Origin of the sequence: Phaeocystidibacter marisrubri (assembly GCF_008933165.1) — a bacterium.
GTDB classification, from domain to species: domain Bacteria; phylum Bacteroidota; class Bacteroidia; order Flavobacteriales; family Schleiferiaceae; genus Phaeocystidibacter; species Phaeocystidibacter marisrubri.
Genome location: NZ_WBVQ01000001.1, coordinates 1,400,531 through 1,419,959, shown reverse-complemented (window position 1 = coordinate 1,419,959; position 19,429 = coordinate 1,400,531). Strand labels below are relative to the sequence as shown.

The following is a 19,429-nucleotide window of genomic DNA, read 5'->3' as shown; positions in this document are numbered from 1 at the left end:
TATTTGCTTATATTTATAATTATTTACGTATTTGAATATAATTATGTACGCCATACTCACAGGAGATATTGTTAAGTCGAGTGCATCCCAACACGATGAATGGCTCAATTATTTAAAGTCGGAATTAAACGACCACGGGGTTGAAGGAAGGGATTGGGAGATCTTTCGTGGAGATTCCTTCCAGCTCATTTGCAAGCCTAGCGAAGCGCTTAAAATGGCATTGAAGATCAGAGCTGCGGTACGCGTTGAAAATGGTCGAGACGCTCGCATATCTATTGGGGTTGGAGACGTTGATAAGAGAAGGGACGTTCTTCACGAATCCAATGGACAAGCATTTATCTTTTCGGGGAGAGGACTTGACAAAAAGAAGACTATAATGTCCTTTCATTGTCCGCATGAATCCATAAACACCCAAATGCGTGTGCTTTTTGGATTGATGAATGTGGTCATAGATCGATGGACTTCAAATCAGTCGGAGGCCGTTTTATTCCGTCTGAAGAACGAAGGGCTTACTCAGGTGGAAGCGGCATCGGCATTGGGAATTTCACAAAGCGCGTGGAGTATCAAAATGTCTAGGACCGGAATGACAGAAATTCTGGATGCGATGAAGTATTTTGAAGACGAAATGGAAAAGCACTTCAGATGATTGTACTGCAACTCGTTTTAGCGCACCTGCTGGGCGACTTTATTCTTCAGCCGACTCAATGGGTAGAAAAGAGAAGAAAGAAGGGGAAAGGGCTCGTATTCCGAGTTTATCACGTTCTGGTACATATGATTTTGGTGGCCTTGCTCACTGGGTTTAGCGTGGATACACTTTGGATGATACCCGTCATCGGCGCATCCCATTTTGGAATAGACTTTCTAAAAGATCGATTCTATTCAAAGAAGAGGGCAGTAGCTCTGTTTCTTCTCGATCAGCTTGCTCACTTGATGGTGATAGCCGCTGTGGTTTATGGAGATGGAGTGAATTTTTCAAACATCGAGTTATCCTTGGAGTCGATTTACGCACTGGCTATTGGATTGCTATTGGCTACCTATGTGAGTTCGGTTTTGATTCGCATGGTGTTGAATTCAGTGTTGAATGAACTCACCGATTCTAAGATGGATGAATCCATGCGCAAAGCAGGACTGATCATTGGCATGTTGGAAAGGGTGTTTGTGTTTGCTTTTGTGGTTTTGAACTATTGGCAGGGCATCGGTTTCCTGCTGGCAGCCAAATCCATTTTCCGCTTCGGCGACCTTTCTCAGAAAGATCACAGAATAAAGACGGAATACGTCTTAATCGGAACCTTACTCAGCTTTGGGCTAGCCATGTTGAGCGGTGGATTGTACAATTGGATTACGTAGAGTAGGGGCAAAAAAAAATCCTGACGATTGTCAGGATATGAGAGTGCCCGGAACTGGATTCGAACCAGCACGACCATAAGGTCACCACCCCCTCAAGATGGCGTGTCTACCAATTTCACCACCCGGGCTAAAATTTGACTTTTAAAGCCAAAAAAACGAAGAAGCATTAGCTGCTCCTTCGTTTTTGTGACCCGACAGGGGCTCGAACCCTGGACCCATACATTAAAAGTGTATTGCTCTACCAACTGAGCTATCGAGTCATTCGCTGGAGATAATGTCTTGCTGTAGTAGCGCGTCATTACCGTTCCAAAGCGGGTGCAAATATAAGGGCTTTATCTTATCCTCCAAACCCTAGGTGAAATAAAATTCGGGAGAATGATTTAAGCCTCTAAAAATCAACTTGAAAAATTTTCAAAATCGCTGTAGACCTTTGCTACCTTTGGGCCATGCAAATATGTTTAGTTGGATATATGACCGCGGGAAAGTCGACCTTAGGTGAGCTTCTCGCACAGAAAATGGAGTTGCCATTTGCCGATTTGGATCAAAGAATCGCAGATGAAGCTCAAATTTCCGTTCATGAGTACATCCGCACAAAGGGAGAATTGTCTTTTAGGAAACTAGAAAGAGAAGTACTCCACCGGGAATTGGGTGCGGAGAATGTCCTTGCTTTAGGAGGAGGTACTCCGTGTTATTATGACAATATGGACGTAGCACTCGAGCAATCGTTCGTCGTATACCTACAATGGTCCATAAGAACTCTCGTGTCTAGAATCGAGAATGAACTCAGTAGCCGTCCGTTATTCGATGGAGTGAACAAATCCGATCTACCCGAGTTTGTAGCTAAACACGTATTTGATCGTCGACCTTACTATGAGAAAGCCCATCACATCGTGTTTTGCGATGGGAAAACAGAAGAACAAATTTGTGCAGAAATACGAACAGCATGCAAGAAACATCAAGTATAGAGCAACTCATTGCGAAAAGACGAACTATCAAACCAGATAAGTACACTGGCAACACGGTAGACGATTCATTCATTGAAAAGCTTCTATCAGCGGCAAATTGGGCTCCTACTCACGGTTACACGGAGCCTTGGAGGTTTGTAGTGTTTACCGGTGCCGGAAAGGAGAAGTTAATCTCCATGATTAATCAATTGGAGGTGGAAGATCACGGCGAGAACGAAGTGCGCTTGGGCAAGTTGCGTGATCGCGTGGAGCAGAGCTCTCATGTCATCGCCATTGGCATGAAGAGGGGAGAGAACCCAAAGATTCCAGCAATTGAGGAAGCGCAAGCCGTTGCAGCCGCCGTTCAGAACATGTGGCTCGTTGCTACAGAACTCGGATTGGGTGCATACTGGAGTACCGGAGCATTGGGCTACGATGAACGCATGACCAAAGCCCTGGGATGGACAGGAGAAGAGGACAGTGCGATGGGCTTCCTTTATATAGGTGAATACGAAGGAGAATGGCCAACGGGTCGACGAATCTCTTCGATTGATTCAAAAGTACGCTGGGAGCGTTAATTATTGAAGATAGGCTGCAGGAGATGTGGAGGTTAAATCAACCTCTACATGCTCTTGAAGCGATGTAGACAGTGAAAGCCCTTTCACGTCTGCCTTAATAGGGAAACGCTTGTGATTTCTATCAATAAGTACTGCGGTTGTACAGCGTTTCACCTCTTGCTCTAGAATGTGCTGAACGCCGTAGATTAAGGTAGATCCGCTGTTGAGTACATCATCCACCACCACCACAGAGCAGTTGGTCAAGTCTTTAGGTTCGCCGAGAAGAGACTTTTCACCCAAGGGATTTCTCTTGTCCATATTCAGCTCTAAAAGCACAGTTTTAGGAGCGTTGATTTGACGTAGAGATGCACCGAGCATTTCTGCAAGTAGGTAACCGGTACCGGTAATGCCTACTAGATAAATCACATCTTCTTCAATGTGACGTTCGTACACTTCCCAAGCAATTCGTTCAATTTTTCTTCGAATCGTTGCTTCGTCCATTACTATCGTACGCTTCGTGCTCATGCTGGTTGAATTTCTGCCGGAAAGATACGTTTTCAAGCGGTTTTTACGACGTGGAAAAAGGCCTCTTTTCCACTGCGAGGTTGTATGCTGTTGTGGGCTTCACTCAAAGTTTTGATCTCGAAGTAAGGAGAGAACCTACGTTTGTATTCTTCCATTGATCCACCAAAGGGTGGGCCACTTTCGGTGAGGGGAAAGGTGAATAGAAGTCCCCCTAAAGCTCCTCCCTCAGCAAGGAGTTCTCTCATTTTGCGCACATACAAATCGCGCAGTTCTGGTTGGAGAGCGCAGTAGAACGTTTGTTCCAGTACCAGTTCGTAGGTTTCGTTATGCTCAAAGAAATCACCGACAAAAAACTGTTCTTCAGGAAAAGATGGAACGCGTTCTAAGAAGCGCTCTTTAGCCGTTGAACTGAAGTCGAGCAGGTGAATGTTGGTGTAACCGTTTTCCCATAGCCACTGACCTTCATAGGCATGGCCGCAACCCGGAATGAGGATTTTCGTGTCTACATTAAATTGAGAGGCAAACTCAATGAGCGCTGGGGAGGGATATCCAATATCCCAACCAAACGTCTTTTCTACATATCTGCTGTCCCAATATTCCGCATTGAGTTCTTCGCGTTCTGAGGCCATGTTATTTGAGTTCTAATACGGCAACGTTTTCAATGTGATGCGTTTGTGGGAACATATCTACAGCTCTCGACTTAACAATGCGGTAAGCCGATTGAAGCAGTCCCAAATCACGCGCTTGTGTTGCTGAATTACACGAGACATAAACAATGCGTTTCGGCTTCATGTTCAACAATTGCTCTACCACTTTTGCGTGCATCCCATCGCGAGGTGGATCAGTTACAACCACATCAGGCATTCCGTGCTCTTCAACAAACGAAGGAGTAAGCGCATCTTTCATGTCGCCAACCACAAAAGTGGTGTTATTCAGTCCATTCATTTCTGCGTTGAACTTTGCGTCTTTGATGGCATCAGGAACCGATTCAATTCCAACCACTTTTCCTGCTTTTTGAGCGAGGAAACACGCAATGGTTCCCGTCCCTGTATACAAGTCGTAAACCAGCTCATCTCCTTTCAATTCAGCAAATTCAAGAGCTTGAACGTAAAGGGAATGCGCTTGTTTTGGATTGGTTTGATAGAAGGATTTTGGACCTACTTTGAATCGCAACTCGGTTGATGGATCGTAATAGGCCGGCATCACTTCAAAAATGTGATCTCTCCCGTGGAATACTTCAACATCACAGTCGTAGATACTGTCGTTGCCCTTTTGATTGATCGTATATAGCAATGAGGTGATCTCTGGGAATTCAGCGATGAGTGCATTCATCAACCCTTCTCTTTCCTCTACTAAATCATCGTAAAATTGAATCAATACCATGTTTTCGCCGCTCAATGCGGTGCGAATCATGACGGTTCTGAGAAGTCCGCTTTGTTCGCGTAAGTCGAAAAATTCTAGGTTGTGATCCAATGCGTATTGGCGAATGAAATTGCGAATGGCATTGCTCGGATCTGGCTGTAGGTGACATTTTGTGACATTCAGGACTTTATCCCACATACCTGGAATGTGGAAACCCAACGCGTTTGTGGTACCCAGTTCGGCACCTGATTGGGCTTCTTCTTCGGTAATCCATCGCTTGTTGGAGAACGAAAACTCCATTTTGTTGCGGTAGAAGTAGTCGGATTCACAGCCTAAGATGGGAAGGTATTCTTCCACTTCAACATGACCCAAACGAACCAAGTTGTTCTGAACTTCAGAGTCTTTGTATTCGAGTTGTTTGGAGTAATCCCAGTTTTGCCATTTGCAACCACCACAGGTGCCAAAGTGCTCACATGCGGGTTGAACTCTGTCTTTGGAGAGCTCGTGGTATTCCACAGCCTTACCTTCCACAAAGCTTCTCTTTCTCTTAAAAACTCTAACCTTTACACGGTCGCCAGGAACTGCATTTTGAATGAATACAACCTGACCATCTTCGGTTTTACCAACCCCTTTGCCTTTCGCGCCAGCTCCAGTAACGGTTACATCGTCAATGAAGAGCGGTCCTTTTTTTCTTCTTGCCATACGCCGCAAAGGTACATTTCAACTTCACAAAACGGTGAAGCGTTCGATGTAAAATCCAGTAGGGGCCACAACGCTGATGACGTAATAGCCTGCCGCCATTTGAGGAAGGTTGTAGATACCCGCACTTAGGTTTTTGTAGTTGATGATGACACGACCATCCACGGTTGAAATGATCAAATCGCTGGCCTCACCTCCCAAATGGAACTTTCCATTCGCATAAGCGGGGTTGGGGTAAACAGATATGTAGCTCTCTGTTTTGATGGGGAATTTACCGCTTAAAGCGTTGTAAACATTGATTAAACCAAATCCATAGTACTGATCCCAACCTCTGCTATCTTCGTTTTCTGGTCCAACTCGATCTACCGCTGAAGCTTGAATGAGGTACTTGATTTCGGCCGCTGTACGCGTTGAATCCTGTGCCAGTAGCAATGTGGCAAGTCCTGCAACCATGGGGCTGGCAAGGCTGGTGCCTGAATTAACGCTAGAATAGTCCAAGTCGTCTTCGTAGTTCAAATGTGGAATCATATCTCCTGGCGCAACCACGGATAGGTGTTTCCCCATGTTGCTACCGCCTCTACCTGTAAGCATGAATGGGCTGCATCGTTCATTGAACCAATTGGTAGCGCCAACGGCAATAACGGTAGGGTAAGCCGCAGGGAATTGAGGCACACTGGTGTTGGAGTTTCCAGAGGCTGCGACAACCGTTACGTTGTTGTCGTAGGCATATTGAATCGAATTTTTTAAGCTGTTGCTTTCGGAAACTCCACCTAGTGACATGTTAATGACATTGGCCCCATTGTCTACGGCGTAGTACACTCCAGCAGCGATTTTCGAATATGAACCTCGGCCATTTTCATCCAAAACGCGAACAGGGAGAATTTTACAGTTCCAATCAACCCCAGCAAATCCAATAATATTATCTCCATTGGCAGCGGCAATTCCTCCTACGGCTGTTCCGTGACCATTCTCATCGCCGGGATGATTGTCGTGATCTACAAAGTCGAAACCGGACACATCATCGATGTAACCGTTGGCATCGTCGTCAATATTATTGATGGGGTCAGCCGTGTTATTGACGATTCTTCCGGCAAACTCCGGATGATCCAGCTTCATACCTGAATCGAGAATCGCTAAGGTGATGTTCGGGCTTCCCCTTTCAATGAACCAACCTTCCGGTAGATCGATGTCGGCATTCTCATTGCCATTTGCCCCTGTATTCTCTCCATACCATTGTTCACCTACATGGAGGTCATTCGCATCGTATGTTTCCATATCCGATGCCCACATGTCTGCGTCAATTTCAGCGGTTAGAATTTTTGGTGAGGCTTCTAAGCGGAGGAGGACAGATGGCAGGTCATCCGTTTCAACTTCCAGAATCCAAATGGATACGGGTGTTTTTTTAAATGTGTAAACCTGTAGTATTTCAAAAGGTGTTTGACCAATCTGAGCTCCAATAACAGTGGGGAAGTGGGGGGAGCTCCCAGATTCTGTGGTGATGAAAATGCGTTCGGTTTGAGCGAGAGCAACTTGTGAAACAAGAACGAAAAGAAGTATGGAAAGTAAATTTTTCATCGAGCGTTTTAAGAGGTTTGAATATAAAAAAAGCAGGAGCAACCTGTGCTCCTGCTTATCATAGATCGCGCCAAAGGGAAGAATTTAATATTTGATTACTCTTGATCTCGCGAGTAAGCTCTTCGCCTCATTCCACGGCATTAAATTCATACTGTCTATCGTCAATACCTGAATTTCGCCAGCGATTTTCTTCGCATTCACCATTGAATTCAGATGTGCACCACTTTTACTAAAAGCTTCCAAATCCTCCTTGGTTCGCCACAGTGACATGGTGTAATGCGTCATTCCCATTCCAGTGAATTTCGCACGAACACAGGGAGAGTTCTTTAATTGCTTTTTCACTTTTAGAGCGTGCAACGAGAGGCTGAAAAAGTGAAAAGGCGTCTTGAGTTTGAGCTTAGTGATAGTGACGTACATGTTGTCAATATACGACTAGAACTCAGAAAGTGTTTTCTCGATGATAGACACACAGTCTAAAAGTTGCTCTTTGGTCATGACCAATGGTGGAGCAAAACGAATAATATTACCATGTGTAGGCTTTGCCAATAGTCCATTTTCCGACAAGCGAACACAGATGTTCCAGGCCGTTTTAGAATCAGGGCTATCGTTGATGACAATGGCATTCAAGAGGCCTTTTCCACGCACTAGGGTTACAAGATCACTTTGGTCGATGATCCGCTGCATTTCTGAGCGGAACAGCTCGCCCAATTCCTTAGCATTCTCTGCTAAATTTTCATTCTTCACTACTTCTAGAGCGGCAATGGCAACTTGAGCAGCAACTGGGTTTCCACCAAAAGTACTACCGTGTTGTCCGGGCTGAATGGTCAACATCACAGGATCGTCTGCCAATACTGCAGAAACTGGGTACATACCTCCCGAAAGAGCTTTACCTAAGATGAGTACATCAGGCTTTAACTGTTCGCCTTCTTCACCTACACCCCAAACGGCTAATAGGCTTCCTGTACGGGCAATACCAGTTTGAACTTCGTCTGCAATGAATAGAGCGTTGTGCTTACGACATAGCTCTGCAGCTTTTGGCAAGTAATCGTTATCTGGAACTACTACACCCGCTTCTCCTTGGATAGGTTCTACCATAAAACCAATCACATCGTCGCTTTGAAGTGCAGCTTCTAATGCAGGGATGTCGTTGTAAGGAATGGTTTCGAACCCAGGAGTGTATGGGCCGTAGCCATCTTTTGCATCTGGATCTGATGAGAAGGAGATGATAGTGGTTGTTCTACCGTGGAAGTTTTGATCACACACAATGATTTTTCCTTCCGTTTCCTTCACACCTTTTACTTCGTGACCCCATTTTCTACAGAGTTTGAGCGCGGTTTCAACGGCCTCGGCACCTGAATTCATGGGCAATACTTTGTCGTAACCAAAGGTTTCCGACATGTATTTATCGAACTTACCGAGTTCTGCGTTGTAAAAAGCACGACTGGTAAGGGTAAGTCTTTGGATCTGCTCGGACATGGTCTTCACGAGATGTGGGTGGCAGTGTCCTTGGTTTACAGCGCTATACGCCGATAGAAAATCGTAGTACTTTTTTCCTTCTACGTCCCAAACAAAAACGCCTTCTCCCTTCTCAAGTACAACCGGTAGCGGATGGTAGTTGTGCGCACCGTAGCGGTCTTCTAGAGCAATGAGTTCTTCTGTTCGTGTTGTTGTTTGCATAGTCTGAGTCTTTAAGCTACAAAGATAGGGGATAGAGAATGGCTGCCCAATTGATTTGCAGGTTGCGTGAACGTAATCTTTGTCACTGTGTTGTAAGATGTACAATGTAATTTCGTCGAATCAAATCGAATTTTAAGATATACCGATATGGATGCAAAGCGATTGTCTGAAGCCTTTAACACAGGTTGGAATTATGCGGAATACAGAAAAATGCTTTCTGATCTTCTAGCTGATGGGAAGACAACGGGTCCTGACCAAAGTGAGGGAATGATAGAATATGCCCAACTGAACAACAAGCGCATGGATAGGGGCGACAAAACTGTCGTAATCCCCGCAGAAACGGTGGAAGCGCTCAATGCTCAATCGATCCGAGAGAAATGGCTTGTGATTACTGAAGGGTGGTGTGGAGATGCTTCGCAAATTGTCCCGGTTTTGTCTAAAATGGAAGAGGCTATAGATGGTATTGAGGTGAAGTTCATCCTGAGAGATGAAAATCTCGATATCATGGATGCGTTCCAGACGAATGGCACGCGAAGTATTCCAAAGGTGATTCGAATGAATGCCGACACCTCTGAAGTTTTGGGGTCTTGGGGACCTCGTCCGGCCGCTATGCAAGCGATTGTAGACGACTGGAAGGAGAAGCAAGATGTTCCGAAATCAGAGATGTATGCCCGAGCACATGGTGCTTATGCGAAGGATAGAGGGAAGGAAACCATACGAGAATTGACAGATGCACTCACAGAAGTGATGGCATAGATAATGGGGAGCTTCGGCTCCCTTTTTTATTGGGCTACCGCGATGAATGGATCGGTGGTGTACTGAAAGAGGGTGTCTGCTTTTGCTGGGATAGAATAGCGCATACTGTCGATTACCACTACATCACCAGGATAGAGTTGAAAGTGAACAAAGGTGCTATCGCTCTTAGATTGTCTTTGATTCATCACTTCTTGTCCTAGTCTATATACTATTGTTTTCCAATCGTGTATTTGAAAACCGCTAGTGAATTCGGAACAATAAGTATCAAAGTAAATGGTCATGTGGCTCAACCCAATTTCCAATGCACGATAGGAGTACGATGCGAAACCTGACCTTCCATAGATAGCGGGAGTGCTTCGAAGGGCAGGGATGTACAACTTCTGTTCAAAACTGGTGTCTTGGTAGGATATCACGGCATTCACGACCCCTGAAAAGCCAAATGGAAATTGATCTCCTATGTTGATTTCACAGAATGCATTGGGCTCGTATTCTTTTTCATTGATGGAAACGGTAACCTCAGAACAGTCGATGTTATAGGCCAGTACCTTTAGCGGTTGAATAAAGGGATAGTGATAGTGGATGTACTTCGAACTGAGTTCAACAGACTGACCCTGTAATAGAATGGGGGTGAATAAAAGGAGAAGTAGGAGTCTCATCATGTTGTAACTGATGTTTCTCTCAAATCGTACGCGGAACTCTGGAGAGAAGGCAAAAAAAGAGACCATTTCAACTGGCGTCGAAATGGCCTCAAAACCTAACCTATAAAAAACTACCCTCACATAGATAGGCGACTATCGATGAGGAAGTCCGCAGGTGATATTTGATTTAAACACTTCTTTAACATTTGACACTTAGAGGGTTTGCTTCCAATCCGCGTACATGCTATTGAAATGATCGTGGACTTTGTCCAGCCATTCCGGAGTAATTGCGGCCTTCACGCTCTCTACATTGGGAAACACCTCTTTGCTGTACCGATAGGATTGTCGCATCGGACCAGCTTCTAGCTCAAGCATAAAGTGTTTGTCGGTTACGTAAATAACCATGCGAAATGTATCGTGAGGAATTTGTTCTGCAATTCTCATATTAGAAGCTAACGTGTAATTTAAGGTTCAACAATCTCGAAGTGAGATAGTTTGGAACGGCGTACTGCCGAGCGGTACTGGCATCTCTTACCCATAGATAAGAAACAGTGTTTCGAGCAGCAAGCATGTTAAATACTTCAAGTCCAATCCACATTTCGTCTATGGATTTGAAGAATTTATTGTGGTATTCTTTTCCGCTTTCTCGAAGCACTTTGATGAACCCCAAATCTAAACGACGATACATCGGACTGCGTAAGGTGTGCGTGTATCTTGGGGTTTGCGGTGCGCCAAATGGAAATCCTCCGGTAACCACCAAATTCACTGTAACTCTGAAAGTAGGATCTTTAGGGAGGTAATCTTGGTAGAACATGGCAAAGCTGAAAAGCTGATCGGTTGGTCTAGGAATATAACCATGCCCATCTCCTTCGATGTTTTCTTCCACTCGGAATAGAGAGAGGGAGGCCCAGCTCTCAACTCCTTTTACAAACTCTCCATTAATGCGGGTGTCAAAACCGTATGCTCGTCCACGTGCTTCGTTTTGTGCAGAATAACGAATGCGGACATTATCCATTTCATACGGAATGAGATTGTACATGTCTTTGTAGTAAATCTCGTTGTTCCAAACGAAGTCGCGATTGAACATCTTGAAGGAATACGATCCGCCCACTACGTAGTGAACAGCAAGTTGAGCTCGGATATCTCGGTTGATCTCACCTTCCAAGTTTCTCATTTCTCGGTAGAATGCCGGCTGATGATAGAAACCACTGGCCGCTTTGAATAACCATCGCTTCCAGTGTGCAGGTCGCCAGCTTATGCTCGCACGTGGACTCACTGTAACTTGGTTGTTTAGCGACCAATGCTGACTTCTCACTCCGGTCGTGAGACGATATTGATGGGAGTCTGCTTCCCACGGAAGTACGTATTCCAAGTAGGCCGTAGATCGGAAACTGGCTACAGCTCCTCGAGTATCGTAGCTCTGGTAAATTTCCAGTTGATCTCTCGGGATGTATACCGTGTCATTCGGGCCAACAATTACCTGAGTGGGGCGGTGAGGAACCGCGTACCCCGCACTGTCGATGTTTTCCCATTCTTTGTAGCGGTCAACAATGTCTTCCCTTTGAATTCGTCCACCCCAATAGAGGCTGCCGTGTTCGAGGTGGTATACGCCTCGGTGACCCAAATTGAAGATTATCGCGTCTAGGGTGTTCCGTGCATATTGATGAAATCCTCCAATTCCTCGAACGGCTGCGATCTCTCCAAAGTCATCACTTCCCAAATTGGTGTTCAGGTCTCCTAGTCGGTATTGACCTATAACGTCAACAAATTCGGTTTCTACCGTTTGATAGGCCGACGTGTAAAAGCTGAGGTTTAAATCTCTGTTGGGTTTGTATTCTGTGCTGATGGCTCCGAATGCGGTGGTGTAATCGTAGTTCTCTTGCCCGTCGAAATAGACGGTAAGCTGCAATGCTTCTTGAAAGGAGCCAAACTGCGTATTACGTGTCCCTGGTTTTACGCGATAATCGTTCACGGCATAGTTTCCCAAGAAGTTAATTCGCCATTCGTCGTTCAGGTCGTAGCCCAAGAGAATTTGCGCATCAAAGAAGTTGGAAGTGAAGTCTCCATCGGTGTCTAATGCACCTAAGAGTAATCGGTTGGTGCGGTATCGAACTCCTCCAATGGCAGAAAGCCGACCATCTTTGGATTGTCCGCCTAATGCGAGTTGTCCTCCCAATAAACTCCCTTGAAATGTACCTTCAAATTCCTTGGGTTGCTTGTAGGTGATGTCGAGTACGGAAGACATTTTGTCGCCATAAATCGCACTAAACCCACCAGCGGAGAAGGAAATTTTATCGACCATCGCACCATTGACGAAGCTCAAGCCTTCCTGTTGTCCGGCTCTTACTAAGAATGGACGATAGACCTCAATTCCATTTACGTACACCAAGTTTTCATCAAAGCTTCCGCCTCTAACATTGTATTGTGAAGAGAGTTCACTTCTACCAACCACACCTGGCAAGGTTCGGATCAATCCTTCCACACCACCTTGTGGTCCTGAAAGCGAAGCGAGGTTTTTAGAGTCGATATCAACATTGGTGGGATCCGTGCGTCCTTCTGTAACGACGTCCACTTGCTGTAGAACGGCTCCAGATTCTATGAGAGTGAGGTTAACGGTGTAGGTGCCGGAAACATCGGGAATGTATACGGTGTCTGTTCTATAGCCCAGCCTACCTACAATGAAATACTCTGGTCGAGGAGAGGGAATATCCATTCCAAAATGGCCGCTTTCATCGGAATAGGCGGTTTGATTTCCCAAGGAAACTAGAGCGCGATCAATGGGTTCACCATCCGAGTTGGCGATGGTTCCTTCAATCCGTTGAGCAAAGCTGGCCAATGGAAGTAGGCAAAGAAGTAGAAGAAACTGCTTCATATTTAGTCGTCGAAGTCTCCTCGTTTGAGCGCTTGGAAGAATTCACCCCAAGCAAAAGGATTGGTGAGTCGACCTAGCAAAGCAGCACCACCATTCTCACCGTAATATCTCCCTTGGTTATAGAGCCCGTAATTCTGGGTTTTAATTACGTAATCTCCAATTTCGGCAGCGTCGTATCCCATTTCTGCAGCTCTGTCTTTGAGGGCTTGAATGGCGAGATTTCTCTGAGCGAGATCCATTTCTGTAGTAGGAAGGCTCATGGCTAAAAGTTCACGAGTGAGATTTTCTGGACGGGGCCAAGGGTATAGTGTGACTTCTGCGAGTTCGTGGGTAGCCCAATTCATCAGTACCACAGACAAATATCCCTCGCCCGTTAAACTGTCAGGTACCCATAGTTTCTGCTTGATGAAACTAAAATGACGGAAGACAATGGTGTCATTCGGACGAGCGGCAACGCTGAAAAATCCATCCATTCCGCTCAAAGTGGTTCCTTCTCTGCCTCGAACCGTAACCATCACATTGGGAATGAATTGGCGGGTAGAGTCGTTCGACATAACAACGCCCGAAACCTGAACCACGGGAATGGTGTCGGTTTGAGCGGCAGATACCAAAGCACTAAGGCTAAGGATGAGCGAGATATAGAGGTGAAGTCTTTTCATGTTGCATCAAAGGTAAACATTATCACTACTACGGCTTAACGCCTGTAAGTGAACGTGTATGTTAAAGTTGTTACATTTCCCCTATCATCCACGGCCTCAAATTTTAAGGTGTGATTGCCTGCAGAAATTCGATCGGTTAACTCTACACGTAGCAGATTGTTCTTGGCATCATAACTCATCAAATACCATTGGTCGTCTATGGTACAGGTGTAAGATTGAATTCCACTTAGATCATCTGAAATCTTCAATTGAATTTCGCTTCCACGAGATAATGTAGCACCATTGCTAACGCCGCGAATTACGCGAAGGCTTGGTGGAACGGAGTCGATCATTAGCGTATACGGTCCCATCGCTCGAACTTTTGCCTTGATTTCACTTCCCACTTTGCCATTCAAAATGTCACCATCCCAAGAATCAGGTCGGGTTAAATCATCATCAAGACTTACAACTACTACTTGATTTCGATACTTTTCGGGTACATCCGAAAGAGGGAGTTGAACATAAAAATGTTTGTGAACGGGGATAGAGCGTGTGCCTAAGCGATAGACGGGGCTATATCCATTGGGAATGCTTTCCAATTCTTCCAATGTGGTGGTTACATCTTCATACAAACACCCCGTTTCCATCTGGTAGGTAAAATTGCCAATAGATCCGAAGTTGGGTTGATCAAAGGCCAAAGTGGTTCCTTCTTGCAAGGGAGCAGGAGAGGAGGTGAGCGCTTCGCCTTGAAGGGTTCCCGTGAGAACCGTGGTATTGCCCGCAACATCTTTAATTTCCCATCTCAATTCGTAAGTAGAATCTGCCTGAACATCCACCACGCCATTGTTGTGGAGTGAGCGATAGGCCCGCAAGTGATTCCCAGGAAGAATCCACATTCTATTCACCTTATCATTACAACAGGAGTACAGGTCGTAATCCATGTGTGCATTGATGTATCGGGTTTCAGCAAAAGAGAGGCGCTCTACGATGAATTCCGCATTCTTCTCATCATTGACATATTGCGAAATGGAATACGGACCATTGGAATTCCAAGCACCGTCCAGCCGGTCGATGGTTTCAATAGAAAACCCAATAGGACCCAACCCACGTTGAGGCCATTTTATCGCATATTCTCCTTCTCTAATGGTTTTGAGAGAAAGAGAGGTGCGTGCATGGCGTTGGTTCAAGTGACCGTTATCGTCGAGTGGATAAGCGTAAATCGCATTAATGGTTGGTGCACGGTGATCGGGGACATCAAAACCAAAAAGGAGTGGATTGATGGGTTCCTCTGTGCGAGAGTCGCGAATTTCAAAGTGAAGATGAGGGCCACCACTTCCGCCCGAATTACCACTCAACGCGATAATATCTCCTTTGCTCACTGGAAATTTACCAGCAGGAGGGAAGAGATTTACATTGAACGATTCGCGATCGTATTGTTCTGATTCAACCCAATCTGCAATGTGTTCAGTAAAGCGCTGTAGGTGCGCATATACGGTTGTGTATCCGTTGGGATGTCGGATGTAAATCGCATTTCCATAGCCATAAGGAGAAACGGCAATTCGAACGATATGTCCGTCGGCTGCGGCACGCACGGCCAGACCTTCAACGCCATTGGTCTTGATATCAATACCCGCATGGAAGTGATTGCTGCGGAGTTCTCCGAAGGTTCCACTCAAGATGAGAGGGATGTCTAAAGGTTTTTGAAAGTAATCCCTAGGATAGTTTTGAGCAACGGTGATTAGGGTTAATAGGCTGAAAATGAAGCTTAAAGTGATTTTTTTATACATAGATGAGACCGTGCGGATTGTCTTTTTAGTTCCTCTTGTTAACGTTCAGTGCGGAAAAATAGTGGAAAACATTGTGTTCAACGTAGTCCTTCGTTACTTTTGCTCAAGACCGGAGCGTTAAAGCACTTCATGAACCAAGCTCTCCAACTATCTGAAAATGTTCGTCGTAAGCTAGAGCAATTGCTAGAGCGCTACGATGCTTTGAAAGCAGAGAATGCCGCGCTGAAATCGGCACTGTCTGAAATCAAAGCAGATAACGAACGCCTGAAAGTTGAGAACGGTGATTTAGAAGAGCAGCTTCGACAGGCGAGAATGGCTGGTGCACTGCGAGGATCTGATGAAGGAGCCGTAGAAGAAACCAAATCCACTCTTGCCGAGTTAGTGCGAGAAATCGATAAGTGCATCGCACTGCTCAACGCTTAGACCAAAAGGTCATGGAACAGACACTCAAGATAAAAGTCAACATAGCACAGCGCGTTTATCCTCTTACCATCCGAAGAGATGAAGAGGAGAGGGTGCGCAAAGCCGTATCCGCCATAAATGAGGCAGTAAAGCGCTTTGAGGAGCGATATGCCGTTTCAGACAAGCAGGATGTGTTGGCCATGTGTACATTGCAGTTCGCCACTCAGTTTCTAGCTCTTAAACGAGGAGAAGAAGGCGTGGTTGCACCATTGGAAGAAGCGTTGAAAGGGCTGGAAGCTCAGCTCGACGCAGTGTTATAGCAGACGTTCTTACCCATTATATGGGGTTTTACGATACCCCCGCACTGATGCATTTATTGTGCTAAACTCAACAGTTACATAATGTTGGGGTGTAACTCGGTATGGCTAGAGCAGGCCGCATGCTGACTTTACGTCGGTATTGTCTTCGGACAGCAGCGGAAGGTCGATCTATACTGGTCATCCCAGATCCTGTCTATTTTGGAGTTTAGACAGCAGCATCAGTGCGGGCTTTTTTTATTTAATACTATACTCACTATGGATAATTTAATAATCATCGGTCCAATTCTCGGCATAGTAGCCGGCTTTGTACTTGGGATGATTTTCTTCAACCTCAAGCTCAAGAAGAAAGGCTCAGCTATCATTGTTGAAGCCGAGAAAGAGGCTGAGTCCATCAAGAAGGATAAAATGCTTCAAGCCAAGGAAAAATTCTTGGAATTGAAGTCGGAACACGAGGCTCAAATTGCACGTCGAGAGGCGAAGATGCAAGAGCGCCACGATAAATTGAAATCGAGAGAGCGCACAGCAAGTCAGACGCTTGAGCAATCAAAGCGCAAGGAGAAAGATCTCGATCGTTTGAAAGAGCAGCTAGAACGCAAGCTCGAAGCAAATGAGCGCAAGGAGAAAGAGATTGAAAGAATGCACCGCCAACAAGTGGAGCAACTTGAAGTGATTTCTGGCTTGAGCGGTGAAGATGCGAAGCAACAATTGATGGAAGCACTCCGCGAGGAGGCGAAGACTGAAGCTGCTGCATCGATTGCGAATACCATTGAAGAAGCGAAACTAACAGCCAATCAAGAGGCGAAGAAGGTGGTGATTCAAACCATCCAAAGAACCGCTACAGAGCAAGCTATTGAAAATGCTGTGTCTGTATTCAATATTGAAAACGACGATGTGAAAGGTCGCATCATCGGTAGAGAAGGTCGAAATATCCGCGCTTTGGAAGCGGCCACAGGGGTGGAAATCATTGTAGATGATACTCCTGAAGCAATTATTCTTTCTTGTTTTGATCCCGTACGTCGTGAGATTGCTCGCTTGTCGATGCACAAGTTGGTAACAGACGGCCGTATTCACCCAGCGCGCATTGAAGAAGTGGTTTCGAAAACGCGCAAGCAGATTGAAGAGGAAATTGTTGAGATCGGTAAGCGTACGAGTATCGACTTGGGTATCCACGGACTTCACCCAGAGCTTATCCGCATGGTAGGCCGTATGAAGTACCGTAGCTCTTACGGACAGAACCTCCTTCAACACAGTAGAGAGGTGGCCAATATGTGTGCGATCATGGCATCGGAGTTGGGATTGAATCCCAAGCTTGCCAAGCGCGCAGGTCTACTTCACGATATCGGCAAAGTTCCGAGCGAAGAAACCGATTTGCCACACGCTATCTTGGGTATGCAATTAGCCGAGAAGTACGGTGAGAAACCCGAAGTGTGTAACGCAATCGGAGCGCACCACGATGAGATTGAAATGACTACCATGATTTCGCCAATCATTCAAGTGTGTGATGCGATTTCAGGTGCTCGCCCAGGTGCTCGTCGTCAGATTGCTGAGAGCTATATGCAGCGTTTGAAAGACCTTGAGAACCTCGCTATGAGTTTCCGAGGGGTTGAAAAGGCGTATGCCATTCACGCGGGTAGAGAGCTTCGAGTAATTGTGGGCAGCGAAAAGGTAGGAGATACCGATGCGGCTCAAATTTCTTTCGATATCACTCAGAAAATTCAGAATGAAATGACCTATCCAGGTCAGGTAAAAGTGACGGTTATTCGCGAGACACGTGCCGTAAACGTCGCCAAATAAAGCTCGAATGCGCATACTAGAATTGCACGACCTACGTGAGTTTTTATCATCTCCCAAAAAGGTGGTAATCACCAATCACATCAATCCAGATGGTGATGCGATGGGAAGTGCATTGGGCTTACAGCATTATTTGGAGAAGTCTGGCCATCAGGTTAGTGTTGTTATTCCGAATGATCCCGCTGATTTTTTAAAGTGGCTACCCGGTGCTGAATCTACAGTTAGTGCAGACTATCACACTGCACAAGCTGAACGCCTCTTCTCTGAAGCCGAAGTTGTATTCTGTTTGGATTACAACGCCATTGGCCGAGCAGGAGAACTGATCGCTCCGATGATTGAATCATCTGAGGCACGTAAAGTATTGATCGATCATCACCGAGAGCCCGAATCTTGGCCAGACGATATGTACTCGGATATTGCCAAAGGCAGTACCTGTGAGATGATTTACGATCTCATCGAGATGTGGGACGGTCAAGCAGATGTGGGTGAGGCTATTGCCACTTGTTTATATGTTGGGATTGTGACGGATTCGGGATCTTTTCGATTCCCGAGTACGAAGCCGAGCACGCACAAGGCTGCGGCATTTCTCCTTGAGCGCGGAGCGCGTCCAGAGCTTATTCACGAGCGTATTTACGATGTGAATACAAAGTCGCGCATGAAACTGCTTGGACACCTTTTAGATACCATGCAGTTCGTTGAAGACCGCGATATCGCCATTCTGCATCTCACTAAAGAGGTGATGAATAAGGTGGGTTATACAAAAGGAGACAGTGAGGGCTTTGTCAATTATGGCTTGAGTATGAAAGGCATGCGTATGTCCGTTTTCTTCAGAGAAGATGGAGATGTTTGCAAGTGTTCTTTCCGAAGCAAAGGCGAGCTCGACGTGAACCATTTTGCGAGAAAGTACTTTAATGGTGGTGGGCATTTGAATGCAGCCGGCGGACTCTTCCACGGAAATGCTGAAGAAGCCATTACCGCCGTGCGTGAAGCCATAGAAAAAGAGAATATATGAAGTATTTGATCCTAGTCCTTGGAGTTGTTTTCCTTCATTCTTGTCAGGGTGGATCAAATGTGGAACCGCCAGAACAAAACTTGACTCCAGCAGAGCATCGCGAAGCGCTCATCCAACAAAATGTAGAGCGCTTGCGCTTTGAACGTGAGATGCTTGAGGCATATTCGGATTCAAGCGGACTGGATTGGACACGAACCGGAACGGGACTTCAATACTACATTTACGAAAACGGGGAAGGAGCAAAAATTGAGGAAGAAGACATTATTGAGATGGATTATACCTTGACGCTCTTAGATGGTTTTCCTGTAAGCTCGAGTGCAGAGAGTGGTCCGTTTATGATGCGGGTTAACAAAGACAACGACGCGGTATTGGGCATGCATGAAGCAACTTTATTGTTGCACAAAGGAGATTCTGCAGCAATTTTGATTCCTTCGCATCTCGCATGGGGAATTGCTGGAGATATGGATAAAATTCCACCGATTACTCCGGTTCTTTATCACGTTCGAATTCACGATTAAACAATTAAA

General features: G+C 45.7%; 21 protein-coding genes and 2 tRNA genes. 10 read left to right on the top strand and 13 right to left on the bottom strand.

What is annotated here, in order from left to right; genetic code table 11:
* The first annotated feature begins 43 nt into the window (after positions 1 to 43).
* Positions 44 to 646 (top strand): hypothetical protein, encoded by a 603-nt coding sequence (locus F8C82_RS06355; RefSeq protein WP_151692709.1) that lies wholly within the window; start codon positions 44 to 46, stop codon positions 644 to 646.
* On the top strand, positions 643 to 1,347 hold the full coding sequence (locus F8C82_RS06350; protein ID WP_151692708.1) for a DUF3307 domain-containing protein: 705 nt from the start codon (positions 643 to 645) through the stop codon (positions 1,345 to 1,347). The genes F8C82_RS06355 and F8C82_RS06350 overlap by 4 nt, the downstream gene beginning before the upstream one ends.
* Before the next feature lie 44 nt (positions 1,348 to 1,391).
* Here the strand turns inward: F8C82_RS06350 and F8C82_RS06345 are convergent.
* Both F8C82_RS06345 and F8C82_RS06340 read right to left on the bottom strand, forming a co-directional pair.
* A tRNA-Leu gene (locus F8C82_RS06345) sits at positions 1,392 to 1,475 on the bottom strand.
* Between the two features lie 59 nt (positions 1,476 to 1,534).
* A tRNA-Lys gene (locus tag F8C82_RS06340) sits at positions 1,535 to 1,607 on the bottom strand.
* A gap of 186 nt (positions 1,608 to 1,793) precedes the next feature.
* Between F8C82_RS06340 and F8C82_RS06335 the strand changes: the two genes are divergently transcribed.
* Positions 1,794 to 2,312, top strand: a complete 519-nt coding sequence (locus tag F8C82_RS06335) for a shikimate kinase (protein ID WP_151692707.1) — start codon at positions 1,794 to 1,796, stop codon at positions 2,310 to 2,312.
* On the top strand, positions 2,291 to 2,869 hold the full coding sequence (locus tag F8C82_RS06330; RefSeq protein ID WP_151692706.1) for a nitroreductase family protein: 579 nt from the start codon (positions 2,291 to 2,293) through the stop codon (positions 2,867 to 2,869). The genes F8C82_RS06335 and F8C82_RS06330 overlap by 22 nt, the downstream gene beginning before the upstream one ends.
* Here F8C82_RS06330 and F8C82_RS06325 read toward each other — a convergent pair whose 3' ends face one another.
* The 6 genes from F8C82_RS06325 to rocD form a co-directional block, all read right to left on the bottom strand.
* On the bottom strand, positions 2,870 to 3,373 hold the full coding sequence (locus F8C82_RS06325) for a phosphoribosyltransferase family protein (protein ID WP_151692705.1): 504 nt from the start codon (positions 3,371 to 3,373) through the stop codon (positions 2,870 to 2,872).
* A 32-nt stretch (positions 3,374 to 3,405) separates the two neighbouring features.
* Positions 3,406 to 4,002, bottom strand: a complete 597-nt coding sequence (locus F8C82_RS06320; protein WP_151692704.1) for a class I SAM-dependent methyltransferase — start codon at positions 4,000 to 4,002, stop codon at positions 3,406 to 3,408.
* Between the two features lies 1 nt (position 4,003).
* Positions 4,004 to 5,437 (bottom strand): 23S rRNA (uracil(1939)-C(5))-methyltransferase RlmD, encoded by a 1,434-nt coding sequence (gene rlmD / locus F8C82_RS06315; protein ID WP_151692703.1) that lies wholly within the window; start codon positions 5,435 to 5,437, stop codon positions 4,004 to 4,006.
* A gap of 24 nt (positions 5,438 to 5,461) precedes the next feature.
* Positions 5,462 to 7,009: a S8 family peptidase gene (locus tag F8C82_RS06310; RefSeq protein WP_151692702.1), complete on the bottom strand. Its 1,548-nt coding sequence runs from the start codon at positions 7,007 to 7,009 to the stop codon at positions 5,462 to 5,464.
* Between the two features lie 84 nt (positions 7,010 to 7,093).
* Entirely contained in the window at positions 7,094 to 7,426 is a 333-nt protein-coding gene (locus F8C82_RS06305) for a DUF3291 domain-containing protein (RefSeq protein ID WP_170266172.1), read from the bottom strand.
* A 15-nt stretch (positions 7,427 to 7,441) separates the two neighbouring features.
* Positions 7,442 to 8,686 carry an ornithine--oxo-acid transaminase gene (rocD, locus tag F8C82_RS06300; RefSeq protein WP_151692700.1) on the bottom strand — a complete coding sequence of 415 codons (1,245 nt, stop codon included), beginning with the start codon at positions 8,684 to 8,686 and terminating at the stop codon, positions 7,442 to 7,444.
* Between the two features lie 147 nt (positions 8,687 to 8,833).
* On the opposite strand from rocD, the gene F8C82_RS06295 reads away from it, so the two are divergent.
* Positions 8,834 to 9,442, top strand: a complete 609-nt coding sequence (locus F8C82_RS06295; protein ID WP_151692699.1) for a thioredoxin family protein — start codon at positions 8,834 to 8,836, stop codon at positions 9,440 to 9,442.
* A 26-nt stretch (positions 9,443 to 9,468) separates the two neighbouring features.
* Here the strand turns inward: F8C82_RS06295 and F8C82_RS06290 are convergent, their stop codons facing one another.
* The 5 genes from F8C82_RS06290 to F8C82_RS06270 form a co-directional block, all read right to left on the bottom strand.
* Positions 9,469 to 10,101 carry a hypothetical protein gene (locus F8C82_RS06290; RefSeq protein ID WP_151692698.1) on the bottom strand — a complete coding sequence of 211 codons (633 nt, stop codon included), beginning with the start codon at positions 10,099 to 10,101 and terminating at the stop codon, positions 9,469 to 9,471.
* 192 nt (positions 10,102 to 10,293) lie between these two features.
* A complete protein-coding gene (locus F8C82_RS06285) occupies positions 10,294 to 10,524 on the bottom strand; it encodes a hypothetical protein (RefSeq protein WP_151692697.1) in 231 nt (76 codons plus the stop codon).
* 1 nt (position 10,525) lies between these two features.
* Entirely contained in the window at positions 10,526 to 12,952 is a 2,427-nt protein-coding gene (locus tag F8C82_RS06280; RefSeq protein WP_151692696.1) for a TonB-dependent receptor, read from the bottom strand.
* A gap of 2 nt (positions 12,953 to 12,954) precedes the next feature.
* Complete coding sequence (locus F8C82_RS06275) at positions 12,955 to 13,611, bottom strand: hypothetical protein (RefSeq protein WP_151692695.1); 657 nt, start codon at positions 13,609 to 13,611, stop codon at positions 12,955 to 12,957.
* Positions 13,612 to 13,646: 35 nt separating this feature from the next.
* Entirely contained in the window at positions 13,647 to 15,377 is a 1,731-nt protein-coding gene (locus F8C82_RS06270; RefSeq protein WP_151692694.1) for a peptidoglycan DD-metalloendopeptidase family protein, read from the bottom strand.
* Positions 15,378 to 15,506: 129 nt separating this feature from the next.
* On the opposite strand from F8C82_RS06270, the gene F8C82_RS06265 reads away from it, so the two are divergent.
* The 5 genes from F8C82_RS06265 (at position 15,507) to F8C82_RS06245 (ending at position 19,420) form a co-directional block, all read left to right on the top strand.
* Positions 15,507 to 15,800: a hypothetical protein gene (locus F8C82_RS06265; protein WP_151692693.1), complete on the top strand. Its 294-nt coding sequence runs from the start codon at positions 15,507 to 15,509 to the stop codon at positions 15,798 to 15,800.
* Positions 15,801 to 15,811: 11 nt separating this feature from the next.
* The gene (locus tag F8C82_RS06260; RefSeq protein ID WP_151692692.1) at positions 15,812 to 16,099 is read left to right on the top strand and encodes a cell division protein ZapA; all 288 of its coding nucleotides are present in this window, start codon (positions 15,812 to 15,814) and stop codon (positions 16,097 to 16,099) included.
* Between the two features lie 255 nt (positions 16,100 to 16,354).
* Positions 16,355 to 17,893 carry a ribonuclease Y gene (rny, locus tag F8C82_RS06255; protein WP_151692691.1) on the top strand — a complete coding sequence of 513 codons (1,539 nt, stop codon included), beginning with the start codon at positions 16,355 to 16,357 and terminating at the stop codon, positions 17,891 to 17,893.
* 7 nt (positions 17,894 to 17,900) lie between these two features.
* Entirely contained in the window at positions 17,901 to 18,902 is a 1,002-nt protein-coding gene (locus F8C82_RS06250; RefSeq protein ID WP_151692690.1) for a DHH family phosphoesterase, read from the top strand.
* Positions 18,899 to 19,420, top strand: a complete 522-nt coding sequence (locus F8C82_RS06245) for an FKBP-type peptidyl-prolyl cis-trans isomerase (RefSeq protein ID WP_151692689.1) — start codon at positions 18,899 to 18,901, stop codon at positions 19,418 to 19,420. Before F8C82_RS06250 ends, F8C82_RS06245 begins: the two co-directional genes overlap by 4 nt.
* The last annotated feature ends 9 nt before the right edge of the window (positions 19,421 to 19,429 follow it).